This is a genomic window from Bacteroides sp. 11BF, assembly GCF_019633765.1.
Classification (GTDB): Bacteria; Bacteroidota; Bacteroidia; order Bacteroidales; family Bacteroidaceae; genus Bacteroides; species Bacteroides hominis.
This window is the reverse complement of record NZ_JAFKPJ010000009.1, coordinates 130,903-145,949: the sequence shown is the minus strand read 5'-3', so window position 1 is coordinate 145,949 and position 15,047 is coordinate 130,903. Positions and strand designations below refer to the sequence as shown.

The following is a 15,047-nucleotide window of genomic DNA, read 5'->3' as shown; positions in this document are numbered from 1 at the left end:
TCTTTTTTATCGGTTGTTGGGCACAAAATTATGTGTTTTTTCTGAGATAACCCCTATTTTTATAGGGGTATTTTCTATAATTAGTCTCTTTTTTAAGATGACACCCTGTTTTAAGAAGGTAGATCGGATTCGTATAAATCATTAATTTATTAGTCGTATAATCGGATTTTTTTTATATTTGCCTTGAATAAAGGAGATTACTATTTGAGATACAAGATATGGATATGGGTGTTTGGGCTTGTCTTGCTCTCTTTTTCACAAAAGGGAGTGGCTAACGTTGTTCTTGATCCTCAGACCAAACGTCCGATTTCTGCCGATTCCATTTTAAATAATGTGATGACCTTTGCCCCGTTTTATGAAAAGTTGGTGACCGACTACCGAGCCGACCTCTATATAAAAGGTACGATGGACATCAAACGCAAAAATTTTATTCTCCGGTATGTGCCTTCCATGTTCCGTCTTCAGAAAGGAGTGCGCCAGTATATGGTGGAAACATATAGTGACCTGCATTTTACGGCTCCTAATATTTATGACCAAAAAGTGAAAGCCTCTGTAGGTACGGTACACAATAGCCGGGGAGTGCCGGGTATGCTGGAGTATTTCAATATCAACCTCTATTCGTCTACGCTGCTTTATGATCGGTTGCTTTCGCCCTTGGCCCAAAATGGACGGAAGTATTATAAGTATCTGATTGATTCCATTATGGGTGGGACAGATAACCGGCAGTATAAGATACGGTTTATCCCCAAAAGCAAAAGCGACCAGTTGGTGGGGGGGTATATGATTGTGAGCAGTGATGTATGGAGTGTCCGCGAGATACGATTTTCCGGCAGGTCGGAGCTTTTGCTGTTCAGTTGTCTGATAAAGATGGGAGGAGTTGGAGAAGATGATGAATTTCTGCCTGTCAGCTACAATGTCGAGGGACAGTTTAATTTCTTGGGTAATCGTATCAACGGGGTTTATGTGGCATCACTCAACTACCATGACATCGTACTTGAAGAAAACCAGAATGAATGGAAAGAAAAAGTGAGGGCAAGGACAAAAGGAAAAAGTAAATATGATCTTTCAGACTCTTACAACCTGCAATGTGAGACTGCTTCTTATCATACGGATAGTGCCTACTTTGAAACGTTACGGCCTATTCCCTTGTCGGAAAGTGAGCGTAATTTGTACGAGGAAGATGCGCTGCGTAAAGACACCATTCAGCGCAATATCAAGCCAAAGAGTAAGAGCCAGGTGTTCTGGGGACAGGTAGGAGATGTGCTGATCAGTGATTATAAATTGAATCTGTCCAATTTGGGAAGTGTGAAGTGCTCGCCCATAATCAATCCTTTCTTATTGAGTTACAGTGGGAGTAACGGGCTTTCTTACAGGCAATCGTTTAAGTACAACCGGCTTTTTAAGCACGACCGGCTGTTGCGTGTGGTACCTAAGTTGGGTTACAACTTTACGCGCAAGGAGTTTTATTGGTCTGTCAATTCTGAATTTAATTATCTACCCGAGAAAATGGGTACCTTCCACGTGGACTTTGGTAACGGAAACCGGATTTACAGCAGTGATGTGCTCGATGACCTGAAGGCCATACCGGATAGTGTATTCGATTTCAACCAGATTCATCTGGATTATTTCTATGACTTATACTTTAACTTCAGGCACAGTATCGAGATTATTAATGGATTGGAATTGAGTGTGGGCTTTTCCACCCATAGACGAAAAGCCGTGAAACCCTCCAAGTTGGTTCCACTGACCAAGAGCCTGGAGCTTCCCAACGAAGATATTCAGGGAAAAATCAGGAATACCTATTTAAGCTTTGCTCCCCGGGTCCGGTTGGAGTGGACCCCTTGCCTTTACTATTATATGAACGGCCATCGTAAGATCAACCTGCGTTCTAAATACCCCACTTTTTCAATAGACTGGGAGAGGGGTATCAAGGGGGTGTTTGGCAGCACCGGGCAATATGAACGTCTGGAGTTTGACCTGCAACACCATATCCCTTTGGGACTGATGCGTAATATCTATTATCGTTTTGGTTTCGGTATGTTTACTAACCAGAAAGAAATGTATTTTGTTGACTTTAATAATTTCACCCGTAGCAATCTTCCTGAAGGTTGGAATGATGAAATTGGCGGAGTATTTCAGCTTCTTGACCGACGTTGGTACAATGCTTCACGCAAGTACATACGGGGGCATTTCACCTATGAAGCTCCTTTTTTACTTCTAAAGCATCTGATCAAGTATACACGCTATGTGCAAAACGAACGGTTGTATGCAAGTATATTATCGGTACCCCATCTTCAGCCTTATATTGAGCTGGGATATGGAATCGGCACTCACATTTTCGATTTCGGCGTTTTCGTAGGAAGTGAGAACTGGAGGTATACCGAGGTTGGCTGTAAATTTACGTTTGAGTTATTCAACCGCTAATTTTATTCTTGTTATTATTTGTCGGGGAGGAGAAAACCTTTATCTTTGCCCGTAAGAGGATGAGATAAAGATTTAGCAAAAAAGAGGTGCAGTCGCCTCGTGAATTCAGGGCCTTTCTGGATTTCTTTATTAAGATACTCATAATAAAGAAAAGTAATTACTCTCATCCTCTTTTTTACTTGCTTCTATATATTAATTAAGGTATAAGGATGGAACTACTTTTAGCTATTGTGATTGTCGTTACCGGTTGGCTGGTTTTTAGTATCATTCGTTCAAGTAAAGGCCAGGAAGGATATAAAAGATGGAAAGCCGGAAACTATGCCGGTGAGAATCCTTATGCTAAAGAGAAGAAGGAAAGTGTTTCGTCCCTGAAGAATATTTTTGGTAGGAAAGTCGTGGCTTTCGGCTCAAAGCGGTTCGATGCCGGAGCTGTCAGCTGGTGTGCCAGTTTACTTGGAGTCAAAGAAGACACGTTGAGAGAGGTGCTGGATTATGTTCCGAGGCAATACACCCAGTTCTATATAAAGAAGAGAAGCGGAGGAGTCCGGATCATTACAGCTCCCCAAGGTCAGTTGCGAGCTATGCAGCAGACCATTTACCAACGAGTTTTATTGTTAGCCAATGTGCATCCTGCTGTTACCGGATTCTGTCCGGGTAAATCTGTATCCGATAATGCACGGGTTCATTTGGGACGAAAAAATGTGTTGAAAGTAGATCTTCATGACTTTTTCCCTTCCATACGTTCGCCCAGAGTGAGGGCGACATTCAGGGAGATGGGATATTCACATCCTATAGCGAAAGTACTGGCGGAACTCTGCTGTTGTAACAGGTATCTTCCGCAGGGTGCGCCTACAAGTCCGGCTCTCAGCAATATTATTGCTTATCCGATGGATAAAAAAATGATGGCGTTAGCCGATGAATACGGGCTGGTCTATACAAGGTATGCCGATGACCTGACCTTTTCGGGAGATTTTCTGCCGAAGGATAAAGTCTTGTCACGGATTGATCAGGTTATCAGGGAGGAAGGGTTTACGATGAATGTGAAGAAAACCCGTTTTCTGCCTGAGCATAAACGTAAGATAATCACTGGAGTATCAGTTAGTTCGGGTGCGAAGATGACAATTCCCAAAACTAAAAAGAGGGAGATTCGTAAGAATGTGCATTACGTCCTGACAAAAGGATTAGCCAGTCATCAGGAGCATATTGGCTCCACCGATCCGGTTTATCTGAAGCGTTTATTGGGCAATCTGTGTTACTGGCGTTCCATAGAACCGGATAACCGATATGTATCCGATTCTATCGCGGCTTTAAAGAGCTTGATGTGAGACGTACCGATTGTAGCTCTTTTTGATATTTTTTTTGCTATTCTTTTCTAATTCAAGAAAATAGTTCTATCTTTGCGCCCGATTTATATAATCAATATAATGTCTTATTTAATTAAAGAATTACTAAACAATTAATTATTAATGGAAAACTTAAAGAACGTTGCTCCTATTGAAGACTTCAACTGGGATGCGTATGAAAACGGCGAGAGCTTCGCTGGTGCCAGCCACGAAGAACTTGAAAAAGCTTACGACGGTACGCTTAACAAAGTAAATGACCGTGAGGTTGTTGACGGAACTGTAATCGCAATGAACAAACGTGAAGTTGTTGTGAACATCGGTTACAAATCAGACGGTATCATTCCTTTGAATGAATTCCGCTACAATCCTGATCTGAAAGTAGGTGACACTGTAGAAGTATACATCGAAAACCAGGAAGACAAAAAAGGACAGTTGGTTCTGTCTCACAGAAAAGCCCGCGCTACCCGTTCTTGGGATCGCGTTAATGCTGCTCTGGAAAATGAAGAAATTATCAAGGGTTACATCAAGTGCCGCACTAAGGGTGGTATGATTGTTGACGTATTCGGTATCGAAGCATTCTTGCCGGGTTCTCAGATCGATGTGAAACCGATCCGCGACTACGATGTATTCGTTGGCAAAACAATGGAATTCAAAGTTGTTAAAATCAACCAGGAATTCAAAAACGTGGTTGTTTCTCACAAAGCTCTTATCGAAGCTGAACTGGAACAACAGAAGAAAGAAATTATCGGTAAACTTGAAAAGGGACAAGTTCTTGAAGGAACCGTTAAGAATATCACATCTTATGGTGTATTTATTGACCTCGGTGGCGTAGACGGATTGATCCACATCACTGACCTGTCTTGGGGCCGCGTAAGCGATCCGAAGGAAGTGGTTGAGCTGGATCAGAAGTTGAACGTAGTTATCCTCGACTTTGATGACGAGAAGAAACGTATCGCTTTGGGTCTGAAACAACTGACTCCGCACCCATGGGATGCTTTGGATCCGAACCTCCAGGTAGGTGACAAAGTGAAAGGTAAAGTAGTGGTTATGGCTGACTACGGTGCATTTATCGAAATAGCTCCGGGTGTTGAAGGTCTGATCCACGTATCAGAAATGTCATGGTCACAGCACCTGCGTTCTGCACAGGACTTCATGAAAGTCGGTGACGAAGTAGAAGCTGTAGTTCTGACTCTGGATCGTGAAGAACGTAAGATGTCTTTGGGTATCAAACAACTGAAACAAGATCCTTGGGAAACTATCGAAGAAAAATATCCTGTAGGTTCTAAACATACTGCTAAGGTTCGTAACTTCACTAACTTCGGTGTATTCGTAGAAATCGAAGAAGGTGTTGACGGATTGATCCACATCTCTGACCTGTCTTGGACTAAGAAGGTTAAACACCCGTCAGAATTTACTCAGATTGGTGCTGACATTGAAGTTCAGGTACTGGAAATCGATAAAGAAAACCGTCGTCTGAGCCTTGGTCACAAACAACTTGAGGAAAATCCTTGGGATGTATTTGAAACAGTATTTACTGTAGGTTCTGTACATGAAGGTACAATCATCGAAATGTTAGATAAGGGTGCTGTAGTTGCTCTTCCTTACGGCGTTGAAGGTTTCGCTACTCCGAAACACCTCGTTAAAGAAGACGGTTCACAGGCTCAGATGGACGAGAAACTGGAATTCAAAGTAATCGAGTTCAACAAAGACGCTAAGAGAATCATCCTGTCTCATAGCCGCATTTTCGAAGATGTTGCCAAGGCAGAAGAAAGAGCTGAGAAGAAAGCTGCTTCTAACGCAAAGAAATCTTCTAAGAGAGAAGAAACTCCTGCTATCCAAAATCAGGCTGCTTCTACTACTTTGGGTGATATCGATGCTTTGGCTGCTTTGAAAGAACAGCTGGAAGGTAAGAAGTAATTCAAATCTTTCATAGATTGATATAGAAGGGTATCTCATTCAATGGGATACCCTTCATTTTTTTGTATATTGAATCATTGCGCTGAACTTTAATTGTCTATCTTTGCAAATACAGTTTGAAAGATGGAAAAATTTGAATTACATATATTGGGTTGTGGGTCCGCATTGCCTACTACCCGGCATTTTGCCACTTCGCAGGTAGTCAACTTGCGTGATAAACTTTTTATGATCGATTGCGGAGAAGGGGCACAGATGCAATTGCGTAAGTCGCGGTTGAAATTTTCGCGGCTGAACCATATCTTCATTTCGCATCTGCATGGTGATCATTGCTTCGGATTAATGGGGCTTATTTCCACTTTCGGGTTATTGGGACGCACGGCAGAGTTACATATCCATTCTCCAAAAGGATTGGAGGAGTTATTGGCTCCTATGCTTAATTTCTTTTGCCATACGTTGGCATATAAAGTCATTTTCCATGAATTTGACACCAGACAAGCGTCGGTGATTTATGAAGACCGTTCGATGACAGTCACCACCATCCCGCTCCAGCACCGTATTCCCTGTTGTGGCTTTTTGTTTGCGGAAAAGGCCCGGCCGAACCATATTATCCGTGATATGATCGATTTCTATAAAGTCCCGGTCTATGAATTGAATCGGATAAAGAACGGTGCAGACTACATAACTCCGGAAGGAGAAGTGATTGCTAATGCGCGCTTGACCCGCCCCTCGGATCCTCCCAGACGGTATGCCTATTGCTCGGATACGATTTTCCGGCGGGAGATTGCGGAACAGATCTCAGGTGTTGATTTGCTTTTTCATGAGGCTACATTTGCCGAATCGGAACTGGCACGTGCTAAAGAAACGTACCATACTACAGCAGCCCAAGCCGGCCGGATAGCTGTGGAAGCCGGTGTACGGCGATTGGTGATCGGTCATTTCTCTGCCCGTTACGAAGATGAAAATGTTTTGCTGAAAGAAGCTTCGGCTATCTTTCCGGATACTATACTTGCAAAAGAAAACTTGTGTATAAGTCTTTAATTTCGGGAGACCGATTAAACCTTTGTTGAATAGAATTGTCTAAAATAACATATACGAATTACAAACGAACCTATGAACCCTTATAATGAACGAGAGGTTTTGGCACTCCTTCAGGATGAGAGGACACAGAAGCAGGGATTTGAGCAGATCGTTTCGCAGTATAGCGAACAATTATACTGGCAGATCAGGCGGATGGTACTTTCACATGACGATGCCAATGACCTTCTTCAAAATACTTTCATTAAGGCATGGATAAACATTGACTATTTCCGGGCTGAGGCAAAGCTGTCTACCTGGCTTTACCGTATTGCCCTGAACGAATGTATCACTTTCCTGAATAAACAACGGGCTATGAATACAATTGCCATTGACGATCCGGAGGCCGACGTGACTCAGAAACTGGAGAGCGATCCTTACTTCTCGGGGGATCGGGCAGAGTTATTGCTTCAGAAGGCATTGCTGACCCTTCCTGAAAAGCAACGGATGGTGTTCAACCTGAAATATTATCAGGAAATGAAATATGAAGAGATGTCGGAGATATTCGGCACTTCGGTGGGGGCTCTGAAAGCTTCTTATCACCATGCCGTGAAAAAAATCGAGAAGTTTTTGGAGGAGGCTGATTAAACCTTTTAATATGCATAATGTCTAAGAAGAAGAGAGGAGAAGAACGTATGAAAGAAGAAGATAACATATTGAAGAAAGTGGGGAGGGAGAATTCCTTTAAAGTACCTGAGGGATACTTTGAAAACTTGACTTCAGAGGTGATGGGTAAACTTCCGGAAAAAGAGAAGCCTGCTTTTGAAGAAGTGAAGCAACCCACAATGTGGACCAGGGTGAAACCTTTATTCTATATGGCGGCTATGTTCATAGGAGCTGCATTGATTATCCGTGTGGCTTCTTCAAATCACCAGCCGGCAACGGTGGATGATCAACTGACTGCAAATGATGCAGGAACCGAAGTTGTTTCGGATGAATATATTGATGTAGCACTGGATCGCTCGATGCTGGACGATTACTCTTTGTACGTCTATCTCAGTGATGCTACAGCTGAATAAGTAAACTAAACTGATTTAATAAAGCAAAATGAAGAAACTGATTATTCTATTGATTATAGTTTGTAGTTGTATCCCGGCACTGAATGCCATGGGAGATCCTAACCAACATTTGTCACCCGAAGAATTCAGGGCCAAACAACGAGCATTTATAACAGAAAAAGCCGGTCTGACTAAGGAAGAGGCAGCAAAGTTCTTTCCGGTTTACTTTGAATTACAGGACCGGAAAAAACAACTGAATGACGAGGCCTGGAAGTTGCTTCGTAGCGGTAAAGATGATAAAACCACTGACGCACAATATGGAGAAATATTGGAAGGGGTATACGATGCCCGTATCGCTTCAGACCGTCTGGATAAAACTTATTTTGAGAAGTTTAAAAAGATACTTCCGTGTAAGAAAATTTATCTGATACAGCGAGCAGAAATGCGTTTTCACCGAGAGTTGTTGAAAGGGGTTCGTGATAACAAAGGAAAGAAAAAATAGAATGAAAAATTGCTCTCCTGCAAGAGGGAGAATTTACCACAGACTTAACGGATTGCACAGATAAACACTAATTGGGGATATTTATTGATCCGTCAATTACATACTCTGCGCAATCCGTTAGTTTGCAGTGGAATTTTGGTATTATCCTTTTAGAGGAGAGAGGACTTTTTACAGTCCTTTCTTTTTGGCTTCATCCCAGATTGCATCCATTTCTGCGAGAGACATCTCTTTCAGGTTTTTGCCTTCCTTAATGGTGTGTTCTTCCAGGTAGTTGAATCGGCGGATGAATTTTTGGTTTGTACGTTCTAAGGCATTGTCCGGGTTGATCTTGTAGAGACGGGCAGCGTTGATGAGGCTGAACATGACATCACCGAATTCGGCTTCCGCCTTATCTTTGTCCATATGGGCTATTTCTACCTGAAATTCTGCAATTTCTTCTTTGACTTTTTCCCAGACTTGCTCTTTTTCTTCCCAATCGAATCCTACATTACGTGCTTTGTCCTGCATCCGGTAAGCTTTGATAAGTGAGGGTAGGGCAGTAGGGACTCCGCTTAATACAGTTTTATTTCCGTCCTTTTCCTTTAGTTTCAGCTGTTCCCAGTTTTCGGATACTTGTCCGGCTGTGTCGGCTTTTACTTCTCCGAAAACATGTGGATGGCGGAAAATCAGTTTTTCGCAGAGTTTGTCACAAACATCTTTCATGTCGAAATCACCGGTTTCTGAGCCTATTTTTGCATAAAAGGCCACGTGCAGCAATACATCTCCCAACTCTTTACAAATATCTTTTTTGTCATCGCGCATCAATGCGTCGCACAATTCGTAAGTCTCTTCGATAGTATTGGGGCGCAGACTTTCGTTGGTCTGTTTGCGATCCCAGGGACATTTTACCCGAAGTTCGTCGAGTATATCCAGGAAGCGCCCGAAGGCTTCCATCTGTTCTTCTCTTGTATGCATGTTTATTCTTTATTTGATTCTTTTTTCCATTCGTTGTATGAAATCAGCAGACCGATGACTTCCGAATAGTTTTTCCGTCCGCTTTCTATTTTGTTTCCTTTCAGATATAAGTCATATATCCAATCTTGAATATCACCTATCAACGGGCTATATTTAGCCATCCAATACTCTTGATCCTTCCGGGCGAGTTCGATGATTTCCGGACGTATCCGACTGAATAATTCCCGGTATTCATTTTCTGTCATCAATCTGCGGGCATTAGCAAGCACATGTCCCAGGATAGAGAAGTAACCGCTAAAGCGGATTTCTCTATTTGTAGAACGTGTGCAGACCTGATAGGCGTAAAAGTTGGCTTCCGCTTCACTGGTGATACCCAATAAGTGGGCCAGTTCATGCGTATAGGTTGCCGGATATTGTGGAGGTAACAAGTCACCATTCAGCGTGAACTCACAGAAAAACGGTCCCATGCTTCCTGTTACTCCTACCATTGAAATAAGTGGAGTGAACAACATTGTTTTGACCTGTGGCATGGAGTGTGGAGGATGGTGTACGCCGAGACTGTCACTGATCAGACTGTACTGGCTGACTGCTTCTTTACAGATGGTTTCCTTATTGATCCGGGTTATGGGAACGTATGATTCATTCAGTAAATAGATGTATTGGTTTACAAAGTGGTCAAAATTTTCCGGAGTATAGGTAATATATGGTATCCCTGTACGCTCGTAGAAGTTTCTTTGCGAATAGTTGAGTCCCCATGCCAGGTAAAACCATACATAGATCCATGCCAGATATTCCGTATCCCTTCTCAGGATTGTTTTCCAGCTTAACTTTTGGCGGATGCGTGCGTATACCGGATAAAGAATAATCCCTGTAATACTGAATGCAATGAACAGGTCACCCAAAGCAAAAGGAAAGAAATTGGAAAAACCGGACAGGACGTACGAGATAACAGGATAGACCGAGCGTGCATATCCTTCCCCCATTGCCGGGATCGCCTGAGTGACCCAGACAAGGATAATTAAAGTTCCTAAAACAGAGTACCGTATGACTCGCTTTTTGCTTTTCATTGCTACTTCTTTCTTTCGAGGAACAAAAGTACATATTCCTGTCCCTATATTCTACTTATTTTTATTAATTTTGCGCCAATCTTTCGCAATAAACTAATAAAATAGATATATACAACATGGAATTAGCAAGTAAGTACAACCCTGCTGACGTGGAGGGAAAGTGGTATCAGTATTGGCTGGACCATAAATTATTCAGTTCGAAACCCGATGGACGTGAACCTTACACCATCGTTATTCCGCCCCCTAACGTCACCGGTGTGCTGCATATGGGACACATGCTTAATAATACCATTCAGGATATCCTCGTTCGTCGTGCACGTATGGAAGGCAAGAATGCTTGTTGGGTGCCGGGAACCGACCATGCCTCTATCGCTACCGAAGCAAAGGTGGTGAATAAGTTGGCTGCACAGGGTATTAAAAAGACTGATCTGACTCGTGACGAGTTTCTGAAGCATGCTTGGGCATGGACAGATGAACATGGTGGGATTATCCTGAAACAGCTCCGTAAGTTGGGGGCATCCTGTGACTGGGACCGTACTGCTTTTACTATGGACGAAAAGCGTAGCGAAAGTGTGCTGAAAGTATTTGTAGACCTTTACAAGAAGGGACTTATTTACCGTGGCGTGCGTATGGTAAACTGGGACCCGAAGGCATTGACAGCTTTGTCTGACGAGGAGGTGATTTACAAAGAGGAGCATGGAAAGCTGTATTATCTGAGATATAAGGTAGAGGGTGAAGACAGTTATGCCGTTGTTGCGACTACTCGTCCGGAGACGATTATGGGCGATACCGCTATGTGTATCAATCCGAATGACCCGAAAAATCAGCACCTGAAAGGTAAGAAGGTTATTGTTCCGCTGGTAGGCCGTGTCATCCCAGTGATTGAGGATGATTATGTAGATATCGAATTCGGTACAGGATGTCTGAAAGTGACTCCGGCACATGACGTGAATGACTATATGCTGGGTGAGAAGTATAACTTGCCAAGTATTGATATTTTCAATGATAACGGGACTATCAGCGAAGCTGCCGGTATGTATATCGGTATGGACCGTTTTGAAGTTCGCAAACGGATTGAGAAAGATCTTGAAGCCGCCGGATTACTTGAAAAGACGGAGGCATATACCAATAAAGTCGGCTATTCTGAACGTACCAATGTAGTGATAGAGCCTAAACTCTCTATGCAGTGGTTCCTTAAGATGGAGCATTTGGCTCAGATTGCCCTTGAGCCGGTGATGAAGGATGAGATTAAGTTTTATCCTGCCAAATATAAAAATACTTATCGTCATTGGATGGAGAACATCAAAGACTGGTGTATCAGCCGTCAGTTGTGGTGGGGACACCGCATCCCGGCTTACTTCCTTCCGGAAGGCGGATATGTAGTAGCCGTTACTGACGAAGAAGCATTGAAATTGGCTAAAGAAAAAACAGGAAACGATCATCTGACAATGGCTGACCTTCGTCAGGATGAAGATTGTCTGGATACTTGGTTCTCTTCCTGGCTGTGGCCTATTTCTTTGTTCGATGGTATCAATAATCCGGATAACGAAGAAATTAACTATTACTATCCTACCAGTGACCTGGTGACCGGTCCGGATATTATCTTCTTTTGGGTGGCCCGCATGATTATGGCAGGCTATGAGTATGAAGGTAAAATGCCGTTTAAAAATGTATATTTTACGGGTATTGTCCGCGACAAATTGGGACGTAAAATGTCCAAGTCGCTCGGCAACTCACCGGATCCGTTGGAGTTGATAGAGAAATACGGAGCAGATGGTGTACGTATGGGGATGATGCTTTCGGCTCCTGCCGGAAACGACATTCTTTTTGATGATGCACTTTGCGAACAGGGACGTAATTTCTGCAATAAAATATGGAATGCTTTCCGACTGGTGAAAGGTTGGGAGAATGGAATGGGAACAATCGATATTCCGGCGGATGCACACCTGGCTGTACAATGGTTTGACCAAAGACTGGATGCTGCCGCAGTTGAGGTAGCCGATTTATTCAGCAAGTACCGTTTGAGCGAAGCGTTGATGCTGATTTATAAACTGTTCTGGGATGAATTTTCTTCATGGTTGCTCGAAATCGTGAAACCGGCTTATGGACAGCCTGTAAACGGATTTATCTATTCAATGACTTTGAGTGCTTTCGAACGTCTGTTGGCTATGCTCCATCCCTTCATGCCATTTATCACGGAAGAATTGTGGCAGCAGTTGCGTGAGCGTGAGCCGGGGGCAAGTCTGATGGTAGAACCGTTGGCAGAAGTCGGAGAAGTGAACGAGGAGTTTTTGAAACAATTTGAAACGGCTAAAGAGATAATCAGTAGTGTGCGTGCCATCCGTTTGCAAAAGAATATTGCAATGAAAGAACCGCTTGAGTTACAAGTGGTAGGAGTAAACCCGGTAGAGAAAATGAACCCTGTTATCTTTAAAATGTGTAACTTGTCTGCTATTCAGGTAGTGGATGTAAAAGCTGACGGAGCTTCTTCATTCATGATCGGAACGACTGAGTTTGCAGTACCCTTGGGCAATATGATCGACGTGGAAGCTGAGATAGCACGTATGGAAGCCGAACTGAAACATAAAGAGGGCTTCTTGCAGGGCGTTTTGAAGAAACTCAGCAATGAGAAATTCGTGAGTAATGCGCCGGCTGCCGTTATTGAAATGGAACGCAAGAAACAGGCTGATGCCGAAAGTATCATTAAATCGCTCAAAGAGAGTATTGCGTCTCTGAAAAACGCGTAAGAAAATCTTTTTAGAAGATAAATATAAAAGGGCACTCTAAAATAATAGGGTGCCTTTTTCTGTATACGAATAATAATGATACCTTTGTTACCGATTTTAGCAATCGACCGTTACAAATGAAACAAATACAATTCAGATACTTCTGTTTCCTTCTGATTCTGTTGGGAGGAATGAACTGTCGGCTATCGGCTCACAAGGACAGGTCCGGTGGAGATGTGTTGTTTCTGAATTCTATTAACTTTAATCTTCCCTGGGCAAAAAGTATATATTGGTATGTACATCAGGAATTGCAGAAGGAAGACATTTCCGTAACGGCCGAATCTCTGTCTGTACCGGCCCTTTGTAGCCGTAAAGAGGCAACTGCAATTGTAGAACAGTTACGTCGAAAGCATGATATACCTCCTCGATTGGTTGTTTTTATAGGTGACCCGGGATGGATTGTCTGTCGGGAGCTTTTTGATGATGAATGGAGAGATGTGCCGGTCATCATTACTAATGCTCGGGACCGCTTGCCGGCAACACTTGATGTTTTGCTGTCTCACGAACCGCTGACTGAAACCAATACCGTTCCGGCTAAAGAATGGCGCAAAGGATATAATGTGACTACATTGGGGCAAACGTATTATGTAAAAGAGACTATCGAACTGATGCGGCAAGTGATGCCTGGGATGAAACGAGTTGCTTTTATATCCGATGACCGATATATCAGTGAGGCAGTTCGTGGTGATGTTAGTCAGGCTGTGGGCAGATACTTCCCGGAGCTAAGTCTGGAACAGTTGTCAACCAAAAATATTTCTACTGAAATGCTGCTCGATACTTTGAGCGGATATGATAAAAACACCGGATTGATTTATTATTCGTGGTTTGAATCGCATAACCAAGACGACAATAACTATTTGTTTGATCATATTCAAGAGATTATTACCCGATTTGTGCACTCTCCCCTGTTTTTGCTGGCTGCTGAGGATTTATCTAATAACACATTTGCGGGAGGGTATTATGTATCGGTGGAGTCATTCGGAGATTCATTATTGCAACTGATTGAACGTGTGTTGGAAGGAGAGCAACCTCGCGAAATTCCGTCTGCATTAGGGGGTGAGCCGGCCGCTTATCTTTGTTATCCGGCTTTGCAGTCCTACCAAATCCCTGTTTCGCTTTATCCGGAAGAGGCTGTATATGTAAATCTTCCTATGAGTTTCTTCGAGCAATATAAAAAGGAGATTTTACTAACGGTATTTGTCGTGCTTCTGGTAGCAGGTGCCATTGGCTTTTATATTCATATTCTTAAGAAAACTCATCAACGCCTGGAAGAGGCCCGTCTGAAAGCGGAGGAGGCTAATCAATTAAAATCAGCTTTTCTTGCGAATATGAGTCATGAAATACGTACCCCTCTGAATGCTATTGTCGGCTTTTCAAACCTGCTTTTGCAGGTAGAGGATAAAGAAGAGATGAAAGAATATGCCGATATCATTGAAACCAATACAGATCTTCTGCTTCAACTGATCAGCGATATTCTGGACATGTCGAAGATCGAGTCCGGAATGTATGATTTTCATATAACCCGTGCGGATGTCAATCAAATGATGTCGGAGATAGAACAAGTGGGTAAATTGCGTATCAAATCGGAAGAACTCGTTCTAACTTTTGACGAACAATTGCCCCAATGTATTTTATATACTGATAAGAATCGGTTGACACAAGTCATTATTAATTTGTTGACCAATGCGATTAAGTTCACTTCCGGAGGGGAGATACGGATGGGATATCGGTTGAAAGATGCCGCAACATTATATTTTTATGTGTCTGATACAGGCTGTGGCATGTCTACCGAACAGTGTGAGCATGTGTTTGAACGTTTTGTCAAATATAATCCTTTTATACAAGGTACCGGGCTGGGGCTATCTATCAGCCGGATGATTATTGAAAAACTGGGAGGTGAGATCGGGGTTACCTCCGAGGTTGGTAAAGGCTCTCTTTTTTGGTTTACTTTACCCTACCGGACTTCTGTATAGTATTTGCTG

The 15,047-nt window shown here is 42.8% G+C and carries 11 protein-coding genes; 9 read left to right on the top strand and 2 right to left on the bottom strand.

Annotated elements, in window-relative coordinates; genetic code table 11:
* The first annotated feature begins 204 nt into the window (after positions 1-204).
* From JZY04_RS11495 to JZY04_RS11465, 7 genes are all read left to right on the top strand, one after another.
* Complete coding sequence (locus JZY04_RS11495; protein ID WP_122142894.1) at positions 205-2,424, top strand: DUF5686 family protein; 2,220 nt, start codon at positions 205-207, stop codon at positions 2,422-2,424.
* Between the two features lie 209 nt (positions 2,425-2,633).
* Positions 2,634-3,749, top strand: coding sequence for a retron St85 family RNA-directed DNA polymerase (locus tag JZY04_RS11490; protein ID WP_122142864.1), 1,116 nt, complete (start codon positions 2,634-2,636; stop codon positions 3,747-3,749).
* A gap of 141 nt (positions 3,750-3,890) precedes the next feature.
* Positions 3,891-5,684, top strand: coding sequence for a 30S ribosomal protein S1 (gene rpsA / locus JZY04_RS11485; RefSeq protein ID WP_005775782.1), 1,794 nt, complete (start codon positions 3,891-3,893; stop codon positions 5,682-5,684).
* 123 nt (positions 5,685-5,807) lie between these two features.
* Positions 5,808-6,722, top strand: a complete 915-nt coding sequence (locus JZY04_RS11480; protein ID WP_005775783.1) for a ribonuclease Z — start codon at positions 5,808-5,810, stop codon at positions 6,720-6,722.
* A 72-nt stretch (positions 6,723-6,794) separates the two neighbouring features.
* The gene (locus tag JZY04_RS11475) at positions 6,795-7,346 is read left to right on the top strand and encodes an RNA polymerase sigma factor (RefSeq protein ID WP_005810008.1); all 552 of its coding nucleotides are present in this window, start codon (positions 6,795-6,797) and stop codon (positions 7,344-7,346) included.
* A 17-nt stretch (positions 7,347-7,363) separates the two neighbouring features.
* A complete protein-coding gene (locus JZY04_RS11470; protein ID WP_005810006.1) occupies positions 7,364-7,777 on the top strand; it encodes a hypothetical protein in 414 nt (137 codons plus the stop codon).
* A gap of 28 nt (positions 7,778-7,805) precedes the next feature.
* Positions 7,806-8,258: a hypothetical protein gene (locus tag JZY04_RS11465; RefSeq protein ID WP_005775786.1), complete on the top strand. Its 453-nt coding sequence runs from the start codon at positions 7,806-7,808 to the stop codon at positions 8,256-8,258.
* Positions 8,259-8,426: 168 nt separating this feature from the next.
* Here JZY04_RS11465 and mazG read toward each other — a convergent pair whose 3' ends face one another.
* Both mazG and JZY04_RS11455 read right to left on the bottom strand, forming a co-directional pair.
* Positions 8,427-9,212 carry a nucleoside triphosphate pyrophosphohydrolase gene (mazG, locus tag JZY04_RS11460; protein WP_005775787.1) on the bottom strand — a complete coding sequence of 262 codons (786 nt, stop codon included), beginning with the start codon at positions 9,210-9,212 and terminating at the stop codon, positions 8,427-8,429.
* Positions 9,213-9,214: 2 nt separating this feature from the next.
* The gene (locus tag JZY04_RS11455; RefSeq protein WP_122142863.1) at positions 9,215-10,279 is read right to left on the bottom strand and encodes a DUF3810 domain-containing protein; all 1,065 of its coding nucleotides are present in this window, start codon (positions 10,277-10,279) and stop codon (positions 9,215-9,217) included.
* A 116-nt stretch (positions 10,280-10,395) separates the two neighbouring features.
* Between JZY04_RS11455 and JZY04_RS11450 the strand changes: the two genes are divergently transcribed.
* Both JZY04_RS11450 and JZY04_RS11445 read left to right on the top strand, forming a co-directional pair.
* Positions 10,396-13,026, top strand: a complete 2,631-nt coding sequence (locus JZY04_RS11450) for a valine--tRNA ligase (protein ID WP_122142862.1) — start codon at positions 10,396-10,398, stop codon at positions 13,024-13,026.
* A gap of 116 nt (positions 13,027-13,142) precedes the next feature.
* Entirely contained in the window at positions 13,143-15,038 is a 1,896-nt protein-coding gene (locus JZY04_RS11445) for an ATP-binding protein (protein ID WP_122142861.1), read from the top strand.
* Positions 15,039-15,047 lie beyond the last annotated feature (9 nt).